This is a genomic window from Bifidobacterium sp. ESL0822 (assembly GCF_052606675.1).
The window spans coordinates 310,759-331,403 of sequence record NZ_CP199596.1; the positions used below are offsets into that span (position 1 = coordinate 310,759).

Sequence of the window (20,645 nt, forward strand, 5' to 3'; positions counted from 1 at the left end):
CCAATCTGACTTCGTGTCATGTGACCTTGGCGAGTCTGGCCACGTCAATATCTGTCTCAGGCGGGAATGAGAGCGGCTTTCCCAGATCGCTGATTGCAGAAGTGTGGTGGGGGCGCAGGAGGAGTGTCGGCTTCTTGGGGATTGAGCCTTGTATGACACTTTCCTCCATGCGCCCTGTTGAGGCGGGTGGACGGGAGTTTACCCATCTGCCTGCCTTCTTACTCGAGTGAAGTGTGTAGGAACCGTTGCGTTTCTCTCCGGTGGCGGCGTGAGGCCAGCACTGCGCCCATGCTCGTCATGCCGGTGGCCAGGGCGAGTAGAATGCCCTCACCGCCGGCCTTTGGCAGCACGCCTAGGGGCGTGTACGTGTAAGTAAGTGAGGTGTCTGGCTTCTGGACTTTGTCGCCAAGCTTGTAGTCGACGCTGACTGTGACTGGTCCCGGCTCATGCGCAGGAGTCACCACGGTGACGTTGCTGCTGTTGCTGACATGGGTCAGGTTCGTGCCGGGGCTGGTGTCGAATCTGGCTGCAGTGATCACCGGTTGCAGAGGGAACATCACTGGCATAGGAACCAAACTCAGGCTTCCCGCATCGGTATTGCCGATCTGGCCATTGCTGTTATCTCCCCATGCTTTGGCGTTCCCGTCCATGTCGATTGCTAACGAATGCTGCCATCCTGCTCTGACTTGCACGGCGTTCAGCCAAGTGTCGGCTGAGTTCGTGTGTTGCGCGGAGGCAGCCACCTTCACGGGAGAAAGACGGAGATTCGTAGTATTGTCACCGAGTCGGCCATCGCCGTTGTTTCCCCATGCCCAAGTGGTCCCTTTCTCGTCGATTGCCAGCGAATGAGAGCTTCCGGCGCTGACCTGTACAGCTTTCAGCCCTGTGCCCGCGTCCTTGGGATCAAGCAGCACCTGTTTAGGAACAGGATTCGCAACGAACTGTCCGGTGACGTTGCCAGTGCCGAGTTGGGCGTAGCGGTTCCATCCCCATGCCCAAACATTCCCGTTCTTGTCGATTGCCAGCGAATGAGAGTCTCCGCCGCTGACCTGTACAGCTTTTAGCACAGTGTTTGCCTCAGTGGGATTAAGCAGCACTTTTTGGGGATTAGGATTCGCCTTGTCATTTATTTCGCTGTTGGTGTTGTTGCCGAGTTGGCCATAGTAGTTGTACCCCCACGCCCAGGTGTTTCCATCCTCGTCGATTGCCAGAGAGTGATAGCCTCCGCCGCTGACCTGTATGGCTTTCAGCCCTGTGTTGGCACCGGTAGAATCAAGCTGAACCCGTTTGGGGAAAGGATTTGCTTTTTCAGTGAAGTTGTTGGTGTTGTCGCCGAGCTGACCGTTTTTGTTGAGTCCCCATGCCCAAATGTTTCCATCCTTGTCGACGGCCAGCGAATGATAGTATCCGGCGCTCACTTGTATGGCCTTCAGTCCTTTGTTCGCGTCAGTGGGGCTGGCAGGGTCGCGCACGCGCACGGGAACAGCCGAATAGCCCCCGCTGGTGTTGTTGCCGAGTTGGCCATAGTTGTTGTATCCCCAGGCGTACACGTATCCGTCGCTGCCTAGGCCCAGCGAATGTTGCCATCCGGCACTGACCTGCACGTAGTTGAAATCAGTCGGCACGCCTGCAGGCTTGCTCACTTTGACCGGCGTAGTCCTATTGGTGGTCGTCCCGTCTCCGAGCTGACCATAGCTGTTGCCTCCCCAGGAGTAGGCGTTTCCATCGCTGCCAACAGCTAGAGAAAAGCTATCGGGACTCTGTGAGCAGTTGACCTGGTTGAATTTGACGCCGCTGGCGTCAGTCGGCGGGGTAATGGTGGTTTGTTGCCCGCCGAGCTGGCTGCCGTTGTCGGGGTTGATCTTCCAGGTGTTGTTGGGGTCTTTGTAGGTCCATTTGGCGCTGATGGTGAGGTTGTTGGTGACGGGTTTGCTGAAGTCGTAGGCGATCTTGCCGATGAACCACCCGCCGAATAGGTAGCCGCTGCGCGTCGGGTCTGGGTAGGGGCGCTGCACCCTTCCGAATGGATAGGTGACCTGCTGGGGTTGGGGTGCCTGGCTTCCTCCTGATGTGTTGAAGCTGACCTTGTAGGTGGAGCCAGGCTGGACGGCTCTGGTCAAGGTCTGGTCGACCGTGTAGTCAAGGCTCCTGCTGAAGGGCTTATCGTCCTGCCTGCCGGAGATGGTGATGACGGCCGGACCGGGATTGCGGGCGGGGACATCTGCCTGCCAGGTGTCGCCGGTTTTGTTGAGCGTCAATGCTTGGCCGTCCAGGCTGGCTGATTCGAGGGCGGGCGCTGTGGTAGGGTCGATTTTTGCCGGCTTGCTGGGCTGGCCTTGGGCGTCGATGCTCGACTGATATAGACTGCCCTGCCTGTCTAGGGCGGCAATTCTGTTGCCGACGCGGACTGCATGCAGGTAGGGCTGGTTCCCGTTGTCCACGTGCATGGGTGTCTCGTCTGGCTTCCAGGACCAGAGGTGGCCGTCCTTGTCTGTGATGATGGCCTGGTCATTGCCAGCGCTGATCCAGCTGGCTTTCGTGCTTTCTGGCAGGTTGACTGCTTTGGTGCTGGTCGCGCTGTCGGCCAGGTACCAGGTATGCCCGTCAGTGTCCAGCAGGAGTAGCCCCTGGTCGAGGGCTGCGGCCTGGATGATGCGCACACCCTGGTCCTGCATGATGGGTGACGGCTTCGAGTTTCCTGCCTGGCCTGGCTTCCATGACCATGCCTGCCCGTCAGCGTCCACGATGAGGGTCCAGCTGGGGGAGGCGACGGCCAGTGTCGCCTGAGCTTGCCCGGGCAGGCTGATTGTGGATTGCTCCGTGAGTTTCATGTTCCGGCTGTCGGACTGGCTGGCCTGGAAGATGTGGACACGGCCCAGGTGGTCCACGGCCAGCAGCCGGTCGCCGCTTGTGCTGATCCTGGTGAACCTGATGTTCCGATCAGTGTCGAGGATGGCGGGCGTGGGCTGTTGGCTGGCCCAGGTATATATCTGCTGGTCGGATCCGAGGGCCGCCTGCCATTGGCTGCTGGCTGCGGCCTGCAGGTAATGGAATCCGTCTGGAGCCTGGGCAGGGAGAGCAACCTGTTTTGGCGTGCCGTCTTGCGCCCAAGCGTAGAGGTTGCCGTCGCCTGTCAGACCGATAAACTGGCTGCCTGCCGTGAGGATGCTGGTGTAGTAGGGTTCCTGCCTGTCTGGCGGGCTGATGGTCAGCCGGGCGCCGGAGGCGGGCCCGTGGTCCGGGCTCAGCGTCCAGTCCGCGGCCTTGGTCCAGCGGGCGGTCAGCGTCATGTCTTGGAGGATAGGGGTCTGGAAATCGAAGGGAAGGCCGTCACGTGTCCACCCGTCGAACCGGAAACCATCACGTTGCGGGTTCTCTTGCGATGGTGAGGCAAGGGTTCCGGTTTTCACGGTCGTTTGGGTGGGTTTGTTCCCGTTGGCTGGGTCGAAGCGCACCGTGTACGAGGCTCGATCATCCGTCTGCCCAGAGGGCTTGGTTGAAGCGGAGTCTGCGCCGCCTGGACTGTCTGTGGACGATGACGGGGCGTCTGGACTTGGTGTCGCGGGGTTCAGGGGTGAGGCGGTTGTCAGGGGTGAGGGCGAGGGAAGCGGGGTGTTGGTTGTGCTGCTGGGAAGAGTGGTGGAGGTTCCGTCAGCTACGCGAGGGGTCTGACGACCCCCCCCCCCCCCGATAAACATGGATTCAGTACCAGCGTCGGTTTCGGCTTCGGCTTCGACCATGCCCAAGCCTGACAGGAGCAGCAGAAGAATAATAACGAAGGTCAGTGAACACAATCGGGAGCCTATACGCATGACTTACAAACCTCTTCCCCAACAACAGGCTTGCCTGCCATCAGTTATTCGCCAACGGCCGGCCAATACCACTGCTACGTCTTACTTGCAAAAGAGTCTCTTGGCCGTTCAAAGCCGATCCGGCGCCAATTGCCCGAATGCAGTCAGAAGACGAAAGACCCCTCAACATCCCCACGTAAATCATACCATCTGAACCTGCAGGCATCAGCCAAATCCCGTCCAGCTTTACGGGAACATTGATTCTTTCGGCTTTGGAAGAGTGGCTGCTTATAGTAATTATTCGGGGTTTGGAGATGGACAGCGGCCAGGCTGGCTAGGGGCTGTTAAGCCTCCTGGCCGGCCTGGCTGTGTTTCCTCCTCTCCCAGGCGGGGTGGGGGCGCGGGAGGAGGTGTCGGCTCTCTTGGGGTTGAGCCTTAGATGACACTTTTCCTCCCTGCCCCCTGTATGGGCCGGGGGCGGGGGATTGATACGCCGCCCGGCCTGTCTTACACGTGCGAAGTATGTGACAGACTATGTGTTTCCCGCCGATGGCGGCGTGAGGCCAGCACCCCGCCCATGCCGGTCATGCCGGTGGCCAGGGCCAGCAGAATGCCCTCACCGCCGGCCTGGGGGAGCACACCTGCAGGCGTGTATGTGTATCTGAGGGATGTGTCGGTCAGCGTGTTTCCTGTGCCGCCCATCGTGTAGTCCACGCTGACCGTGACCGTGCCTGGCTGATGTGAGGGCGTGAGCGCTGTGACGCTGTTGCTGTTGCTGACAGGGGTCAGATGCGTGCCGGGGCTGGTGTCGAACCTGACTGCACTGATTACCGGCTGCAGGTTGAACACCACCGGCACAGGAGCTAACTTGCCGTTGGTGGTGCCGTCGCCGAGCCGACCGTTTCCGTTGTTTCCCCAGGCGTACACATATCCGTCGCTGCCCACGGCCAGCGAATGCCAGTATCCGGCGCTCACCTGTGTGGCTTTCAGCCCTTTGTTTGTGTCAGTGGGTTTGGCGGGGTCACGCACGGGCACAGGAACATACGAATCCGTTTTCGTGTTGTTACCGAGCTGACCATACCAGTTGTATCCCCAGGCGTAGGCGTATCCGTCGCTGCCCACGGCCAGCGAATGCCAGTATCCGCCGCTCACCTGTGTGGCTTTCAGCCCTTTGCTCGTATCAGTGGGGTTGGCGGGGTCGCACACGCGCACAGGAAAAGGATTCCCACTGTAGCTGTCGTTGGTGGTGTTGTTACCGAGCTGGCCCTTGATGTTCCATCCCCAGGCGTATGCGTACCCGTCGCTGCCCACGGCCATCGAATGATCGTATCCGGCGCTGATCTGTATGGCTTTCAGCCCCATACTCGCGTCGGAGGGGTTGTCGGGGTCGCGCACGCGCACAGGGAAAGCCGAATGTGAATCCTCAGAGATGTCGTTGGTATTGTCGCCAAGCTGTCCATAGCTGTTCCATCCCCAGGCGTACACGTATCCATTGCTGCCCAAAGCCAGCGAATGCAAGTTTCCTGCGCTGATTTGTATGGCTTGTAGTCCCTTGCTTGCATCAGCGGGGCTGGCGGGGTCACGCACTTGCACAGGAAAAGACGAATACTCACTGAAGCCGCTGGTGTTGTTGCCGAGTTGGCCATACCAGTTCCATCCCCAGGCGTATGCGTTTCCGTTGTTGCCTACAGCCAGCGAAAAATCGCCTCCGGCGCTGACCTGTACGGATTGCAGCCCTTTGCTCGTGTCGGCGGGGGTGCCGGGGTCGCGTATGCGCACAGGAACATACGATTTCGTTTTCGTGTTGTTGCCGAGCTGGCCAGAGCTGTTGTTTCCCCATGCGTAGGCGTATCCGTCGCTGCCCACGGCCAGCGAATGCCGGCCTCCGGCGCTGACCTGCACATAGGTGAAATCCGCCGGCAGGTCCGGATACGACTTGCGATCAGGCTTCTGCACCATGACAGGCGTATATCTGGAGTTGTTGGCAGTCCCGTCGCCAAGCTGGCCATACGTGTTGTCTCCCCAGGCGTATGCGTTTCCGTCGCTGCCCACGGCCAGTGAAAATGAACCGGTGTTTGAGCTGCTGATCTGGTTGAACTTGATACCGTTTGTATTGGTTGGTGGGGTAATGGTGGTCGTTTCACCGCCGATTTGGCTGCCCGTATCAGGGCTTATTGTCCACTTGTTTGACGACCAATGGGCAGTAAGTCTGAGGTCTTTGGTTACAGGCTTGCTGAAGTCGTAGGCGACATTGTCGATGAACCATCCGTAGAACTGGTAACCATTGCGCGTCGGGTCGGGGGAGGGCCGCTTCACCCTACCGTAGGGGTAGTTGACTTGCTGGGGTTGGGGTGCCTGGCTTCCTCCGGCTGTATCGAAGGTGACCGTGTGGGTGGAATCCTGTTGGATATCCCTTAACAGCGGCTGGTCGACGGTGTACTTGAGGCTGCTGCTGAAGGGCTGGCCGTCTTGTCTGCCGGTGATAGTGATGGTGGCTTGTCCGGGCTCGTGGGCTGGAGCTTCTACCTGCCAGGTGTCGTCTGTTTTGCTGAGTGTCAATGCCTGGCCGCTCATGCTGGCTGATTCCAGTGTGAACGTTGTGATAGTGGCGATTCTTGCTGGCTTGCCCTGATCATTGTGAGGGTTCAGGCCCCATGTGAACAAGTTGCCTTGCCCGTCTATGGCGGTGATCCTGCCGTCGGCTTCGGCCGCCTGTATGTATTGCTTGCTCCCGTTGTCCGCGCGCACGGGTGTTTCGCCTGGCTTCCAGGCCCAGAGGTGGCCGTCTGTGTCGGTGATGATGGCCTGGCTGCCGTTGGCGCTGATCCGGCCGGCTTTATTGCTTTCCGGCAGGCTGACCGCTGTGATGCTGGTCGTGTTGTCGGCCAGGTAATGGATCTGCCTTTCTGCGTCCAGGAGGAGGAATCCTTGGTCGAGGGCTGCGGCTTGGACGGTGCGCATTCCCGGGTCCTGTTTGATGTGTTCAGGTTTGATGTTGCCGGTGTTGCTCGCATCCCAGATCCAGGCCTGGCCGTCCGCGTCCACGATGAGGGTCCGGCTGGCGGAGGCGACGGCGGTGACGGCATGCGCCTTTCCAGGCAGGCTGAGCGTCACCTGTTCGGCGGGCTTCAGATTCTGATTCTGGCTGTCGGCCTGGCTGTTTTGGAAGGCGTGGACCTGTCCTTTCTCGTCCACGGCCAGGAGCCGGTCGTCGTTTATGCTGATGCTGGTGAACCTGGTGTTCTGGCTGGCGTCGAGGATGGTGGGCGTTGTTTGCCCGCTGGTCCAGGTGTAGATGTGCTGGTCGGATCCGAGTGCTGCCTGCCGGCGGCTGCCGGCTGCCGCCTGCAGGTAGTGGAACCCTTGGGCGGCATGGGCGGGGAGAGCAACTTGGTTGGGTGTGTGGTCCTGCGTCCAGGTGTGGATGCGCCCGTCGCCTGTCAGGCCGATAAACTGCTCTCCGGCGGCTTGGATGCTGGCGAATTGAGGTTCCTGCCTGTCGGGCGGGCTGATGGTCAGCCTAGTGCCGGTGGCGGGCCCGTGGTCCGGGCTCAGTACCCAGTCCGTGGCTCTGGTCCACTGGGCTTTCAGGGTCGTGTCCTGGAGGACGGGGGTCCGGAAGTCGAAAGGCTGGCCGTCGAGTGTCCACCCGTCGAACCGGAAGCCGGGACGCTGCGGGTTCTGTTGCGGGGGGAGGGTGACGAGGGTGCCGGTTTTCACGCTCGCCTGTGCGGGTGTGCTTCCGTCGGCGGGGTCGAAGCGCACCACATGCGAAGTTTGATCATCCGTCTTATCGGATGGCTTGGCCGTAACGGAGCCCGCGCTGTCTGTATTGCTTGTGGTCGAAGATGGAGTGCTTGGACTCGGTGTTGCGGAACCTAATGGTGTGGTGGTTTGTATCGGCGAGGGTGTTGGCAGTGGTGTGTTGGTTGCGTTGCTGGGGAGAGTGGCGGGGGTTTGCTTAGCTACGCGAGGGGTCTGACGACCCCCCCCCCCCCGGTGAGTATGGGAGCGTCCGCCTGGGCGGATGCGATGCCCAGGCCTGCCAGCAGGCCCAGCAGGACGGTCATCATCGCCAGGATTCGACGCAGACGGGTAACCATATGCATGAAACCAAAACCCCTTCACCAAACACCAAGCGGAGCACACGCCGCTTATCTGTGTAAGTTCTGCCTGTCGGAAAGCCGTGCTGTCTGTCAATGCCTGCCCTGCATCGGATTACAGGAACCATGGCGTAAGCCAGCTGTCTTCTCGACATCCCCCGCTTTTCACCCTACCACCCGGTCTGCAAACAACACACGAGCCAGGTCCAACCGCCCGGCGACAATGAACCCGACTGACCTAAAAGAAAGGAGCCAGTGTATGACCAACCAGGAATACTATCTGCCGGGACTCTACGTTCGGGAGGGGTCCATCCCCGTTCCCTTGGACTGGGCGGGCAGTGAACCTGGCGTCTGGCGAGCCGAAGATCATTCGGACCAGGCGGTCATCCGCTGCTTCTACCGCGTGGTCTGCGCCCCCGAGCACATCCACGACGACCTGCCGCTGCTGGTCTACCTGCAGGGTGGACCCGGCTCGGGCGCCCCACGGCCGTTGAACGCCACTGCCGACGGGTGGATGGCCGAGGCCCTGCGCCACTTCCGCATTGTCCTGCCCGACCAGCGGGGTACGGGCCGGTCCAGCGCCATCGACGGCTCCACCATGGCTTCCCTGGGCGAGCCCCGGGCCCAGGCCGACTATCTGAAGCATTTTCTGGCGGACTCCATCATCAGGGACTTCGAACACCTGCGTCGCACGGTCTTCGCCGGCCGCCCCTGGGTGGCCCTGGGGCAGAGTTTCGGCGGCTTCCTGACCATGGCCTACCTGTCGAACTTCCCACAGGGGCTGGCTGCGGCCTTCACTGCCGGGGGCGTGCCTCACATCCCTACTGATGCTTACGAGCTCTTCTCTCACACCTTCACCAAGATGGCTCAGCGGTCCCAGGCCTTCTACCAGCGCTATCCGGGGGATCAAGACCGTGTGGCGGCCATTGCCGACCGGCTGGCCCAGGGCGATGTGGCCCTGCCCGGCGGTGATCCCCTGAGCGTGGAGCGGCTGCAGACTCTGGGTGCCGACCTGGGCAAGAGCGGCGGGTTTGAGCGTCTCCACTGGCTGTTGGACACGGCCTTCCTGGACGGCGACGGCAGCCTGCCCGCTTCCGGCTCTAGTAGCTCCCAGGCCACCCTCTCGCAGGCCTTCCTGGAGGGGGTGCGGGCGGCCACTGCTGTTACGCCGCTCTACTGGCCCCTGCAGGAGTTCATCTACGCCGATGGGGACTGCGAACCCCTGCGCTGGGCTGGGCAGCGGGTGCGCGATGCCCGCCCTGAATTCGATACTGCTGCCCGCCCGCTCATGTTCACCGGGGAAGCGGTCTTCCCCTGGATGTTCGAGCAGGAGTCGGCCCTGCGCCCATTCGGCCCGGCGGTCAGCCTGCTCATGGAGGAAGGTTCCTGGGGCCACCTGTACGATCCCAAGCGTCTGGCCGACAATCAGGTCCCCCTGCAGGCCGCGGTCTATGCCGACGACCTCTACGTGCCCTCCGAGCTCCAGCTGGACACCCTCTCGCGCGTGGGTCACGCCCATGCCTGGGTGACCAACGAGTTTGAGCACGACGGTCTGCACGGGGACAGGGTCTTCGCCCACCTCTACCGGCTGGCCCTGGAGCGCGGCGATCTGGAGGGGCTTTTCCCGGCGCGCAGCTAGACTTGAGGACATGAACACGGACTCATTGACTCTCGGATTCATCGGATACGGCAACATGGCCCAGGCCATGGCCCAGGGGCTTGTCGACGCGGGTGTGCTGCCCGGCGGCCGGATTGTGGCCTGCGCAGCCCACTATGACCGGCTGGTGGAGCGGGCGGCCCAGCTGGGGGTGCGGCCCATGCACTCCGGAACCGAGGTGGCTGCAGCCGCCGACCTGGTGATTCTGGCCGTCAAACCGGGGCAGGTGGCCCAGGTCTGCGAGCCCATCCGCCATGAGCTGGCTGATCCGGACCGCATGGTCCTTTCTGTTGTAGGCGGCATGACCCTTGAGGACTATGCCGACATCCTGGAGGAGGGCACCCACCTGATCTGCGCCATCCCCAACACCCCCATTTCGGTAGGGCAGGGGATTCTGGTCACCCAGGAGGAAGACACCCTGACCGACCAGGAGCGGGAGCTGTTCACCCAGATCTTCGACCCGGTGGCCATAATCGAGCGTCTGCCTAGGGAGCTGGTCTCGGTGGGTACGACCATCGCCGGATGTGCGCCCGCCTACACAGCCATGTATATGGAGGCCCTGGCCGATGCCGGGGTGGAGCACGGGCTGCCCAGGCAGGCGGCCTACCGGCTGGCGGCACGAATGGTTCAAGGGACCGGGGCCCTCTATATGGCCACCGGCACCAACCCCGGGGCCATGAAGGACGCGGTCTGCTCGCCGGGCGGAACCACCATCAAGGGGGTCGCCTCCCTGGAGAAGCACGGCTTCCGTGGAGCGGTTATCGAGGCCATCGATGCAGTGGAGCGCGGCGACTGAACCTGCCGCACTAAGGGGAGCCACGCCGGGGCAGTCCGGGCAATAGACTGGTACATATGTCGTTAACCATAGGAATCGTCGGGCTGCCCAACGTTGGCAAGTCCACACTCTTCAACGCCCTCACCCGCAACAACGTTCTGGCGGAGAACTACCCCTTCGCCACCATCGAGCCCAACACCGGCATCGTGCCCCTGCCCGACGACCGGCTGCCCGTCCTGGCCAAGCTGGTCCACACGGACAAGATCGTACCCGCCACGGTCACCTTCGTGGACATCGCCGGCATCGTCAAGGGGGCCTCGGAGGGGGAGGGGCTGGGCAACCAGTTCCTGGCCAACATCCGCGAGGCCGACGCCATCTGCGAGGTGGTCCGCGCCTTCAATGACGACGACATCGTCCACGTCAACGGCAAGGTGGATCCGGCCGACGACATCGATACCATCAATACCGAGCTGATTCTGGCCGACATGCAGACCATCGACAAGGCCCTGCCGAAGCTGGAGAAGGACCAGCGTGGCGGCAAGATCAAGCCCGCCTACCTGGACACCGTCCGCAAGGCGAAGGAGATTCTGGGCCAGGGCCGGACCATCGACCAGGCGGCCCAGGCCGGGGACATCGACAAGGACGAGCTCTACGACCTGCATCTGATGACGGCCAAGCCCTTCATCTACGTCTTCAACGTGGACGACGACGAGCTGCAGAACGAGGACATGAAGAAGCAGCTGGCCGACTCCGTGGCTCCCGCGCCCGCCATCTTCCTCAACGCCCAGTTCGAGTCCGAGCTGACCGAGTTGGACGAGGCTGACGCCCGCGAGATGCTGACCGACGCCGGGCTCAAGGAGTCCGGCCTGGACCAGCTGGCCCGGGTGGGCTTCGACATCCTCGGTCTGCAGACCTTCCTGACCGCCGGGGTCAAGGAAGTGCGCGCATGGCAGATCCACAAGGGTTGGACCGCCCCACAGGCCGCTGGCGTAATCCACACCGACTTCGAGAAGGGCTTCATCAAGGCCGAGGTGGTCTCATATGACGACTTCGTGGCCGCAGACGGGTCCTACGCCAAGGTGCGCGAGGAGGGTAAGATGCGCCTTGAGGGCAAGGACTACGTCATGCAGGACGGCGACATCGTGGAGTTCAAGACCGGCATCCCTTCCGGTTCAAAGAAGTGAGCGCCAGGCCCGGGTTTGCCATTCGCCGGGGTCATGGGCTGCCACTGATCTTCGTGCATGGGTCCGGCGTGGACCACCACATCTTCGACGACCTGGACCCCGTCTTCGAGCGGGTGGGCGGATTCGAGCGGATTTATCTGGATCAGCCCGGCTTCGGCCGCACGCCGCCTGACCCGTCCATCCTCGACCTGGACGGTCTGGCCCGGTGGCTGGATGACCAGGTGGACATTTTCAGCGGAGGCGGCCCCTTCGCCCTCTTGGGCAACTCCCTGGGTGGGCTGCTCAGCCGCCATGCCGCCGCCGGTCGGTTGGACCGCTGCCGGGGGATGGCCCTGCTCTCCTCGGTGGTCGACCCGGTGACCGCCCACAGGCGCCTGCCCCCGCGTCAGGTGCTGGTCCGGGACGACCAGGGCCTGGCCGACGTGGACGAGTTCACCAGGCATGCCTACCGGCAGATGGCTGTGGTGGAATCCCGGGAGCATCTTGAGGCCTACCAACGCACCATCATGCCCGGCATTCGTTCGGCCGATGCCGATACGGTGGCTCGAATGGAGGGGCACTACCGGCTGGATATGGACTTTGACCAGGTCTGGTCCGGATTCATAGCCCCTGTGCTCTTTGTCTGCGGCCGCCAGGACGACCGTGTGGGCTACTTGGACCAGTTCGACCTGGCCTGCCGCTTCCCCAGGGCCTCCTACTCGGTGCTGGACCGGGCCGGCCACAATGTGCAGATTGAGCAGACCGCCCTGGTCTGTGACCTGCTGGAGGATTGGGCCAGGCAGGTGCTGAAAGGCTGAGTCCGCCCTGGTTCCTTCTGCCGCTAAAATGAACTGTGCATACAGGTTCGTTCGATGGCGAAGAAGGGGAAGGACATGGCTGTCTGGGGATTGGATAGCAAACGCCTTAAGCGGCGTGTGCTTGCCATGCTCCGTTGGCTGCTGGACCCTGTCCGCCGCACGCCTGTGGTAGTGACAACCGCCCTGTTGACGCTGCTGCTGACAGTTTTGGTCGACAATCTGTTCCAGCCGGTGGATGCGGCTCATACAGAACGATCGGCAGATGCGAGCACTTCCAGTACATCAACCGTTTCGGTGAGACAATTTCCCAAGGCGCATCATCCCAGCAAATCCAAGTCCTTCTCTTCATCAGCGGCAAAGAAGCAGACAAAGGTTCAGAAGACAGACCCTGATGGCTCCTCCACTCAGCCTGTCGATTGGCTCAAGCCTTCGCAGCAGGTCGATTACCCGGATCCTGCGGCCCACCCTGGCATCTCCTTGGAGGTCAGCCTTCAGGATCAGCGGGTCTACGTGCGTGATGGGTCTCAACTGCTCTACACCATGTATGCCTCGACAGGTATGGATGACTCCACGCCCAGGGGCAGCTTCCGCATCCAGGCCGAGCGCGGCGACCACTTCTACAACCCCAACGAGGGGATGGGCGCCCGCTACTACACCAGCTTTCTGAACCACGGGGTCTTCCTCTTCCACTCGGTTCCCACTGATCTTAGTGGCAGCTACATAAAGGAGGAGGCTGACTTGTTGGGCATCCGACCCAGCTCCCATGGCTGCATCAGGCTGACCGTGCCTGACGCCTTGTGGATCATGCAGTCCGTGCCCATAGGCACTCCCGTCCTGGTCAACTGAATTCCAGTCGGTGCCGGAACATCCTCGTCCAAAATGTGACCATTCGCCGTCGTGTCTGCCCTCGGTTTTCTAATTTTGCTCTACCACAGAGAGAACTATCGAGAGGAAGTGGTCAGGAATCATGCAAAAGGTGCAGCGGTTCAGTGACTGGTTGACTAAGTGGTTCATTCTGGTGGTCCTGGTTTGGGCCGCCATCAACTTCTTTGTCCCGCAGATTAGCATTTGGGCCCGCAGCTACACCAACTACTTCCTGAGCATTATTCTCTTCGGCATGGGACTGACCCTGAGCCTGGACGACTTCAAGCGAATCGTCAAGATGCCGCTCATGGTCATCGTCGGCACCATAGCCCATTACCTGATCATGCCCCTGCTGGCCGTGCTGCTCTGCCGCATCTTCCGGCTGGACGGCATGATCGCTGTGGGCGTCATCCTGGTGGGCTGCTGCCCCTCGGGGACCTCCTCCAACGTCATGTCCTACCTGTCGCGCGGCGACGTGGCCCTGGACGTGTCCATAGGCCTGCTTTCCACCCTGTGCGCGCCCTTCATGATCCCCATGCTGATGAACCTGCTGGCCAGCCAGTATGTGGCCATCCCCACCAAGCAGCTCTTCCTGACCGCCCTTGAGGTGGTGCTGATCCCCATCGCCCTGGGCCTGGCCGTCCACGCCTTCTTCAAGGAGAAGGTGCAGAAGGTGACCGTGGCCCTGCCGGCGGTCTCGCAGATCGCCATCCTGATCATCATCGGCGTGGTGGTCTCCGTCAACCATGCCAAGCTCTTCACCGCCGCCACCGCCCTGGTCCTGCCGGTGGTCATGCTCCACAACCTGTGCGGGTACGGGCTGGGCTTCCTCTTCAGCCGGCTCATGTACCGCATCTACCCCAAGGGGTTCCGCTATGCACAGCAGAAGGCCATCACCTTCGAGGTGGGCATGCAGGATTCCGGACTGGGTGCGACCCTGGCCTTGCAGGCATTCGCCGCCGACCCGATTGTGGCCATCCCCTCAACCTTCTTCAGCGTCTGGCACAACATCTCCGGCTCGGTCCTGTCCGCCTGGTGGCGCCGGCATGACGACCGTCTCGGGATTGCCGCAGACTCCGCCCAGGGTCGTCCGGAACCGGCTCGCGCCTGATTCTGGAACGCCTCGATTGCTGGCCGGACCTGCTACATGCCGGGTCCGGCCAGCAGGAAGCCCAGGGCCGTCAACAGAGGCGGCAGGAAGATCGAAGCTGCTAGATAGCCCAGGGCTGCCAGGTGCCGTCTCCGCCGGGCCAGGGCCAACACTTCGTTGACCGCTGTCGAGAAGGTGGAGAAGCCGCCCAGCAGTCCTGTGGCCAGCAGCATCCGTCCCCAGTTAGGGAATCCGTGGAAGGCGGCCAGGGCGGCCACCAGCCCTGCGGCCAATCCGGCCAACAGGTTGATGATCATGGTCGATAGGGGCAGGTCCACCTGCCAGCGGGCTTTGACCAGGGTATCGAGCATGTAGCGCAGTCCGGCCCCCAGGCCGCCGCACAGGCAGATCAGCAGTGTAAATGTAATGGTCATCGCGCACCTGCTTGGATGTGTGAGGACAGACGGGCTCCCAGCGCTGCCATGGCCCAGGAGACCAGCAGGCCTCCGACGAAGGAGACCAGCAGGTAGGCAAGGGTTGCCTGGACTTTACCGCTAGACAGGCCCTGGACCAATTCCAGCGAAAGGGTGGACATGGTCGACAGCCCTCCGCACAGGCCCATGCCCAGGCCCTTGTTGGTCAGCTGCCTTCGGCGTGCATGTGCGCTTTTGGGAAGCCCGGCCAGGAAGGCGGTCAGCAGGGCGTAGCCTGCGCAGGCGATCAGGTTGGCCAGGAGGGTTCCCGGATGCAGCGGACCGCTCTGGCCCGGCAGCAGGCTCAAGGCGTACCGGCAGCCGGTGCCCAGGGTTCCGCCCAGCATCACCACCAGGGCCGTGGCCATGTCAGGTCCGGTAGGGGGTTTGGTCATTGGAGGCCTCGGTTCCCGACGGATCAGCATCCGCAGGGTCGGGCTGAATGGCATGCGCCTGCACCCGACCCGCAGACGGGGGTCGTCGAATCATGGTGCAGGGACTATCAGCAGTTTGCGGTTCGGGGCTCAAGCCCCGGGCGGGTTCCATCGCCCGGAGCCCATTCTAGGAGCCCAAGGGGACCGCAGCCGTCGCAGCTGCGAGACTGTTCACTCGGTGTGGTTCTCCGGGTCCAGGGTCAGCCGGTCGTCGTCGGCATCGTAGTCGAAGAGCTCGCCGTAGCGGCCCCAGGTGATGGCGGTGTCGAACTGCTGGACGGCCTCCTTGTCCGAGTGGTGGGCCCTCAGCAGGTCCAGGATCAGGGAGCCGTGCAGGCTCTTGTCGTCGCTGTTCTTCAGGGCCCGGTCGATGATGCGGATCAGCGGAACGTGGTCCATCAGCATCCGTGAGAACATCTCCTTGCTCTCCAGAATGTCCGCGTCGTGCCAGGCACGACCCTGGTCGGTCAGCCTGACATGCCCGTTGTCCGCCTGGAAAATGCCCAGCATGAGTCCGGCGTCGATCAGGGGGAAGAGGTCGTCCACCTCGAAGGAGAGCTTGGCGGCCAGGTCGGCCAGGTCCATGCCGTTGGGCTGGTTGACCATGACGTCGGCCAGACCGGCCAGGCCGCCGGGGGTGGCGTCGGGCAGGTTGCGCTCGGCCGTGTCCTCGTCCCGAACCGAGTCCCGCACAGCCTGACGGTTGCGCACCTTGGTCTGCAGACGGCGGCGGATGTCCTCGCTGTCGCGCTGACCGGTCAGGATGGAGTAGAGGTAGTCCACGCAGGACTGGAAGAGGTCGGACTGCTTGTCCCGAGGCCTGTCCAGATTGATGGGCACGTTGGCGATGACCCGGCCGGGATGCGAGTCCAGGACCAGGACCCGGTCGGCCATCTCCACCGCCTCCTCGATGTTGTGGGTGACGATCAGGACCGACTTGACGCTGCCTGCCTCCTCGGACCAGACCTTGAGGACCTCCTGGCGAAGATTCTCGGCAGTCAGCACGTCCAGGGCCGAGAAGGGCTCATCCATGAAAAGGGCGTCCGGCTTGAGTACCAGGGCCCGGGCGATGCCCACGCGCTGGCGCATGCCCCCGGAGAGCTCCTTGGGGTAGGCGCTTTCGAAGCCGTCCAGACCGATGGCGTCGATGGCGGCCAGGGAGAGTTTCTCGCGCTCCTTCTTGGGCACGCCACGGGCCTGCAGGCCCAGCTCCACGTTGTCCTTGACGGTCAGCCAGGGCATCAGGGCGAAGCTCTGGAAGACCAGGGCCACGCCGGGGTTGGGCCCGTCCAGCTGCTTGCCCCGGTATTCGACGCTGCCCTTGCTGGCCGGGACCAGGCCGGCCAGGATGCGCAGCAGGGTGGACTTGCCGGCGCCCGAGCGGCCCAGGATGGCCACCACCTCGCCCTCGTGCAGGGTGAAGTCGATGCTGTCCAGGACGGTCAGCTCCGCGCCCTTGTCGGACTGGTAGGTCTTGGTCACGTGCTCGGCCGTGATGATCCCGTTGGAATTGATCTTGGTCATTGTCGAACCTCTCAGACTTCTCATGTCAGGGAATAGCGCCGTTGTGCCAGTGATTGCAGGGGAGACCAGAAGAACCGGTCGGCCAGGACCACGAAGATGCTCATGACGGCCACCCCCAGGATGATGCGGGGGGTGTCGCCGGTGGCGGTCACCTGGGCGATGTAGGCGCCCAGGCCCTTGGCCGTCAGTTCGGTTTTGCCGTAGGAGACCACCTCGGAGACGATGGATGCGTTCCAGGCACCGCCGGCAGCTGTGATGCCGCCGGTGCACCAGGAGCCGAACAGGGCCGGCAGAATCAGGGTCTTCCATCGCTGCCAACGGTTCTGGCCCAGGCTGCGCGACATCTCCAGCAGATCGTCGGGAATGGAGGAGGCCCCGGCGATGACGTTGAAGAGGATGTACCACTGGGTGCCCAGGGCCATGAGCAGGATGCTGCCCCAATTGATGTCGATCCGCCAGATGATGAAGACCATGGTGACGAAGGGGAAGATGAAGTTGGCCGGGAAGGAGGCCAAGATCTGCACCAGGGGCTGCAGGTAGCGGGAGATGCGCGGATTCATGCCGATCAGGGCGCCTATCGGGACCCAGACGATGGTGCAGACCACCATCAGGATCAGCACTCGCAGGAATGTCAGCAGACCAAGCTGGAAGACATGCCCGACCTCGCCCAGGCCCAGCGGACGGATGACCAGACGGTCCAGCTGCCAGAGACCCCACAGACCGATCAGGGCCAGGCAGACCCACCAGACCAGGTCGCTTGCCCGCCTGCGTCCGCCTCCACGGCTCCAGCGCGCCCCGGTGCGACCCAGGGGGCGGGTGATCCGGTCCAGCAGGTCGGCCAGGGGATGGCCCACCAGGCCCAGCAGGTCCTTGACCCCGGACAGGCGGATGATCGTGAGCACCAGGCTGCGCCGGGGCTCGGTGGACTGGCTGCTGGTGTAGCGGAACTTCTCGGCCCAGGCGGTCAGTGGCTTCCAGAGCAGGAAGTCAATCAGCAGGACCACCACGATCATGGTCAGGATGGCCAGACCCACCTTGCCCAGGTCCTGTTCGGCGGTGGCCTCCTCCACAAAGGAGCCGATGCCGGGCAGGGCCAGGGTCCTGTTGTTGACCGAGATCATCTCGGAGGCGGTCAGGAAGAACCAGCCGCCGCCCATGCTCATCATGCAGTTCCAGAGCAGGGGGATCATGGAGTTGGGTACGTCCAGCTTCCAGAAGCGCTGCCATCGGGTCAGGCGCATCAGCCTCACCGCCTCGTCCAGGTCGGCGGGCTCGCTGGTCAGGGAGTTATAGAAGGAGAAGGCCATGTTCCAGGCCTGGCTGGTGAAGATGGCGAAGATGGAGGCCGCCTCCACGCCCATGATGGACCCGGGGAAGAGGACCAGCCAGATGGAGATGGTGGCCGACAGGAAGCCCAGCACAGGCACCGACTGCAGGATGTCCAGCAGGGGGATGAGCACGGCGCCCAGGCGGCGGGAGCGCGCGGCGGCCAGTCCGTAGAGGAAGGCGAAGACCAGGGAAATGATCAGGGCCGCGAACATGCGGAAGAGGGAGCGCAGCGCGTAGTAGGGCAGGTTGGTCGGGTCGGTGGAGACGTGCGAGGGTACGCCTGCAGGGCCGATGGGCGCACCCAGGGCCGGCAGCAGGTAGGCCAGGGCCCCCAGCAGGACCAGTGCGCCTATGGCTACGGCCAGGCCCGTCCATATGCGGGTGGAGCGCGATGCCTGGCTGCGGTCGTCGTTCAGTGGCGAACGGAGCATTCCTGGCAGTGCGACAGTATTCACGATGGCCTCCCTCCAAGGTGCGGAACATCCCTGTCGGCAGCCTCGAAGACGGCGTGGCGATCGGCCCATGAGCCGACCATTGTCATCGTTCAAGCTTCGGCTTCGCATGGTATTTGGCCCTGCATTAGTCCCTGCCTTGATCCGACGGGGACTGTTGACCTGCGCGGGGTGTCTCCACCACTTTGCGGCAGCATGCCTTGTCCATGCGGTAGCTTCACCTACCGACCACCCAATAACATAGATGGGCCCCGGGGGCAGTGTCAAGCATTTGCCTAACCAGTGTTGCCGTCCTTGCCAGGACTGACAATGACAAGGGTCTGCACGCAGTCGGTGCAGGTGCGAAATGACATGTAAGGAGCGAATCCCTATGAAGATCGTGGCAGTCACGGCCAACCCCGAACCCAAGAGTCTGACCGATGCGGCGGGCAATGCCCTGCTGGACGGGGCGGCCGAAGGCGGGGCTCGCACCGAGTTGATCGACCTTTGCGCCGAGGGGTTCAATCCCGTCTTCGGCATGGAGGACAGGACCCACTACCTGGGCCAGGGACCCATGCCCGAGGATGTTCAGGCCATGCAGGAGCGTATCAAGGATGCGGACGTGCTGGCCTTGGTCTTCCCCGTCTACTGGTACAGCATGCCGGCAATCATGAAGGGCTTCATTGACCGGGTCATCTGCCGGGGCTTCGCCTATAACGCCGATGGAACCCCGGGGGCCCTGGCCGGGCGTCGGGTGGAGCTGGTCATGCTGACCGGTGGGGAAAAGGAATGGTACCGGTCCAGCGGCATCGGTGAGGCCTTGGACAACCAGCTGCGCAGGCAGACTTTCCTCAAGTACTGCCAGGTCGCGCAAGTGGAGACCATCTATGTGGACAATCTGGACTCAGGCAACGATGAGCAGCAGGAGCGGGAGGCCGCTGACCGGCACCTGGTGGCCCTGGCCCTCAAGGGCCGTCAACTGGCCGCAGGGACCGAGCCCGGAGCGGATCGGGACGTTCAGTGACGCTCAGCATCGGGTTCGTCTTCGATGACACTCTGGATGTGTTTGACGGGGTCCAGCAACACATTCTGACCCTGGGACGGGAGCTGGGCAGGCGGGGCCATAAGGTTCAGTATCTGGTCGGGCAGACCGCCCATCCGCCGGTTGACGGGGTTCATTCCCTCTCCCGCAACGTCATGGTCTCTTTCAACGGCAACAGGATGCGCATACCTCTGCCTGCGCCCAAGGCGCCCATCCGCCGGGTCCTGGAGGCGGGGCACTTCGATCTGTTGCACGTCCAGGCACCATACAGTCCCTTCCTGGCAGGGCGGGTCATTCGGTCCGCAAACCCGTCAACGGCCCTGGTGGCCACCTACCACATCGCCCCCACGGGAAGCCTGCAGCTGCTGGGCGGCCGGCTGTTGGGGATGATCAACCGCAGGACCCATAGACGCATCGACAGGGTCATCGCAGTCTCGCCAGTGGCGGCCAGCTATGCCCGGAAGACTGCCGGTGTGTCCAGCAGGGTGGTGGCCAACCCTGTGGACGTGGCTGCCCTGCGCCGGGCCCGTCAGGCCGCCGGCGACCAGGAGGTGGCGCGCCTGCACGGCCAGGGGCAGCATCTGGTCTTTCTGGGACGGTTCGTGGCCCGCAAGGGGGCTGGGATCCTGATTTCGGCCCTCCGGGCGGGGGAGCGGGCCGGCATCCTGCCCGAAGGCCTGCATGTGACCATGGCCGGCAGGGGTCCGCTGCTGGAGGACTGCCGTCGAAAGGCCGCCGTCCTACGCACCCCGGTGGCCTTCCCCGGCTTTGTGGACGAGAAGGACAAGCCCGCCCTGTTGGCCTCCTCCGACCTGACCGTCTTTCCCTCCACCGGGGGCGAATCCTTCGGCATCGTCCTCTTGGAGGCCATCGCTTCGGGCACGGCTCCGGTGCTGGCTGGGGACAATCCCGGCTACCGGTCCACCCTGATGGGCGATGAACGGGCTCTGGTGACCGTCGACTCGCCCAACACCCCCGAACTGCTGGCCCGGCGAATCGCCCAGGCTCTGGGGGATCCCTCCTGGAGGCGGAAGGTGCGCCATGACCAGCTGGCGCTCTTGGACCGCTACGACGTGACCACCGTGGCCGATCAGGTGGAGGAGGTCTACCGGCAAGCCATTCAAGACCGCCGTCTCATGTAGGCTGGGTAC

15 protein-coding genes and 2 riboswitches are annotated in these 20,645 nt (G+C 62.9%); of the genes, 8 read left to right on the top strand and 7 right to left on the bottom strand.

The genetic code is table 11. The features are described from left to right. Positions 1–218: 218 nt before the first annotated feature. The 3 genes from ACUIAF_RS01260 to ACUIAF_RS01270 form a co-directional block, all read right to left on the bottom strand. The gene (locus ACUIAF_RS01260; protein ID WP_445338785.1) at positions 219–3,740 is read right to left on the bottom strand and encodes an RCC1 domain-containing protein; all 3,522 of its coding nucleotides are present in this window, start codon (positions 3,738–3,740) and stop codon (positions 219–221) included. Between the two features lie 558 nt (positions 3,741–4,298). Then, a complete protein-coding gene (locus ACUIAF_RS01265; RefSeq protein WP_445338786.1) occupies positions 4,299–7,559 on the bottom strand; it encodes an RCC1 domain-containing protein in 3,261 nt (1,086 codons plus the stop codon). A gap of 197 nt (positions 7,560–7,756) precedes the next feature. Then, entirely contained in the window at positions 7,757–7,900 is a 144-nt protein-coding gene (locus ACUIAF_RS01270; RefSeq protein WP_445338787.1) for a hypothetical protein, read from the bottom strand. A gap of 253 nt (positions 7,901–8,153) precedes the next feature. Here ACUIAF_RS01270 and ACUIAF_RS01275 point away from each other — a divergent pair, with 253 nt between their 5' ends. The 6 genes from ACUIAF_RS01275 to ACUIAF_RS01300 all read left to right on the top strand — a co-directional run bounded on the left by ACUIAF_RS01275 (position 8,154) and on the right by ACUIAF_RS01300 (position 14,282). Then, positions 8,154–9,533, top strand: coding sequence for an alpha/beta fold hydrolase (locus ACUIAF_RS01275; protein ID WP_306220986.1), 1,380 nt, complete (start codon positions 8,154–8,156; stop codon positions 9,531–9,533). A gap of 10 nt (positions 9,534–9,543) precedes the next feature. After that, positions 9,544–10,347, top strand: a complete 804-nt coding sequence (gene proC / locus ACUIAF_RS01280) for a pyrroline-5-carboxylate reductase (RefSeq protein WP_445338788.1) — start codon at positions 9,544–9,546, stop codon at positions 10,345–10,347. Between the two features lie 56 nt (positions 10,348–10,403). Further along, complete coding sequence (gene ychF / locus ACUIAF_RS01285) at positions 10,404–11,510, top strand: redox-regulated ATPase YchF (RefSeq protein WP_029678472.1); 1,107 nt, start codon at positions 10,404–10,406, stop codon at positions 11,508–11,510. After that, on the top strand, positions 11,507–12,307 hold the full coding sequence (locus ACUIAF_RS01290) for an alpha/beta fold hydrolase (protein WP_445338789.1): 801 nt from the start codon (positions 11,507–11,509) through the stop codon (positions 12,305–12,307). The genes ychF and ACUIAF_RS01290 overlap by 4 nt, the downstream gene beginning before the upstream one ends. Positions 12,308–12,361: 54 nt before the next feature. Beyond that, the gene (locus ACUIAF_RS01295; protein WP_445338790.1) at positions 12,362–13,153 is read left to right on the top strand and encodes a L,D-transpeptidase; all 792 of its coding nucleotides are present in this window, start codon (positions 12,362–12,364) and stop codon (positions 13,151–13,153) included. Positions 13,154–13,274: 121 nt separating this feature from the next. Continuing rightward, positions 13,275–14,282 (top strand): bile acid:sodium symporter family protein, encoded by a 1,008-nt coding sequence (locus ACUIAF_RS01300; RefSeq protein WP_445338791.1) that lies wholly within the window; start codon positions 13,275–13,277, stop codon positions 14,280–14,282. A 32-nt stretch (positions 14,283–14,314) separates the two neighbouring features. On the opposite strand, the gene ACUIAF_RS01305 is transcribed toward ACUIAF_RS01300, so the two are convergent. The 4 genes from ACUIAF_RS01305 to ACUIAF_RS01320 all read right to left on the bottom strand — a co-directional run bounded on the left by ACUIAF_RS01305 (position 14,315) and on the right by ACUIAF_RS01320 (position 18,452). Beyond that, a complete protein-coding gene (locus ACUIAF_RS01305; RefSeq protein ID WP_445338792.1) occupies positions 14,315–14,695 on the bottom strand; it encodes a fluoride efflux transporter FluC in 381 nt (126 codons plus the stop codon). After that, positions 14,692–15,129, bottom strand: a complete 438-nt coding sequence (locus ACUIAF_RS01310) for a FluC/FEX family fluoride channel (RefSeq protein WP_181415612.1) — start codon at positions 15,127–15,129, stop codon at positions 14,692–14,694. Before ACUIAF_RS01310 ends, ACUIAF_RS01305 begins: the two co-directional genes overlap by 4 nt. 91 nt (positions 15,130–15,220) lie before the next feature. After that, positions 15,221–15,293: riboswitch (Fluoride riboswitch) on the bottom strand. Positions 15,294–15,339: 46 nt separating this feature from the next. Then, positions 15,340–16,692, bottom strand: a complete 1,353-nt coding sequence (locus ACUIAF_RS01315) for an ABC transporter ATP-binding protein (protein ID WP_390132468.1) — start codon at positions 16,690–16,692, stop codon at positions 15,340–15,342. A gap of 20 nt (positions 16,693–16,712) precedes the next feature. Continuing rightward, positions 16,713–18,452 carry an ABC transporter permease gene (locus ACUIAF_RS01320; protein ID WP_445339137.1) on the bottom strand — a complete coding sequence of 580 codons (1,740 nt, stop codon included), beginning with the start codon at positions 18,450–18,452 and terminating at the stop codon, positions 16,713–16,715. Between the two features lie 98 nt (positions 18,453–18,550). Then, a riboswitch (M-box (ykoK) riboswitch) is annotated at positions 18,551–18,709 on the bottom strand. Between the two features lie 134 nt (positions 18,710–18,843). On the opposite strand from ACUIAF_RS01320, the gene ACUIAF_RS01325 reads away from it, so the two are divergent. Then, a complete protein-coding gene (locus ACUIAF_RS01325; RefSeq protein WP_110417315.1) occupies positions 18,844–19,476 on the top strand; it encodes an NAD(P)H-dependent oxidoreductase in 633 nt (210 codons plus the stop codon). After that, the gene (locus ACUIAF_RS01330; RefSeq protein ID WP_445338793.1) at positions 19,473–20,636 is read left to right on the top strand and encodes a glycosyltransferase family 4 protein; all 1,164 of its coding nucleotides are present in this window, start codon (positions 19,473–19,475) and stop codon (positions 20,634–20,636) included. Before ACUIAF_RS01325 ends, ACUIAF_RS01330 begins: the two co-directional genes overlap by 4 nt. Positions 20,637–20,645 lie beyond the last annotated feature (9 nt).

What these genes read in the sequence shown, in the direction of transcription:
- ACUIAF_RS01260 (WP_445338785.1), bottom strand. Translation starts at nt 3,740, where the DNA reads ATGGTCGAAGCCGAAGCCGAAACCGACGCTGGTACTGAATCCATGTTT.
- ACUIAF_RS01270 (WP_445338787.1), bottom strand. Translation starts at nt 7,900, where the DNA reads ATGCATATGGTTACCCGTCTGCGTCGAATCCTGGCGATGATGACCGTC.
- ACUIAF_RS01275 (WP_306220986.1), top strand. Translation starts at nt 8,154, where the DNA reads ATGACCAACCAGGAATACTATCTGCCGGGACTCTACGTTCGGGAGGGG.
- proC (WP_445338788.1), top strand. Translation starts at nt 9,544, where the DNA reads ATGAACACGGACTCATTGACTCTCGGATTCATCGGATACGGCAACATG.
- ychF (WP_029678472.1), top strand. Translation starts at nt 10,404, where the DNA reads ATGTCGTTAACCATAGGAATCGTCGGGCTGCCCAACGTTGGCAAGTCC.
- ACUIAF_RS01295 (WP_445338790.1), top strand. Translation starts at nt 12,362, where the DNA reads ATGGCGAAGAAGGGGAAGGACATGGCTGTCTGGGGATTGGATAGCAAA.
- ACUIAF_RS01300 (WP_445338791.1), top strand. Translation starts at nt 13,275, where the DNA reads ATGCAAAAGGTGCAGCGGTTCAGTGACTGGTTGACTAAGTGGTTCATT.
- ACUIAF_RS01305 (WP_445338792.1), bottom strand. Translation starts at nt 14,695, where the DNA reads ATGACCATTACATTTACACTGCTGATCTGCCTGTGCGGCGGCCTGGGG.
- ACUIAF_RS01310 (WP_181415612.1), bottom strand. Translation starts at nt 15,129, where the DNA reads ATGACCAAACCCCCTACCGGACCTGACATGGCCACGGCCCTGGTGGTG.
- ACUIAF_RS01315 (WP_390132468.1), bottom strand. Translation starts at nt 16,692, where the DNA reads ATGACCAAGATCAATTCCAACGGGATCATCACGGCCGAGCACGTGACC.
- ACUIAF_RS01320 (WP_445339137.1), bottom strand. Translation starts at nt 18,452, where the DNA reads ATGCTCCGTTCGCCACTGAACGACGACCGCAGCCAGGCATCGCGCTCC.
- ACUIAF_RS01325 (WP_110417315.1), top strand. Translation starts at nt 18,844, where the DNA reads ATGAAGATCGTGGCAGTCACGGCCAACCCCGAACCCAAGAGTCTGACC.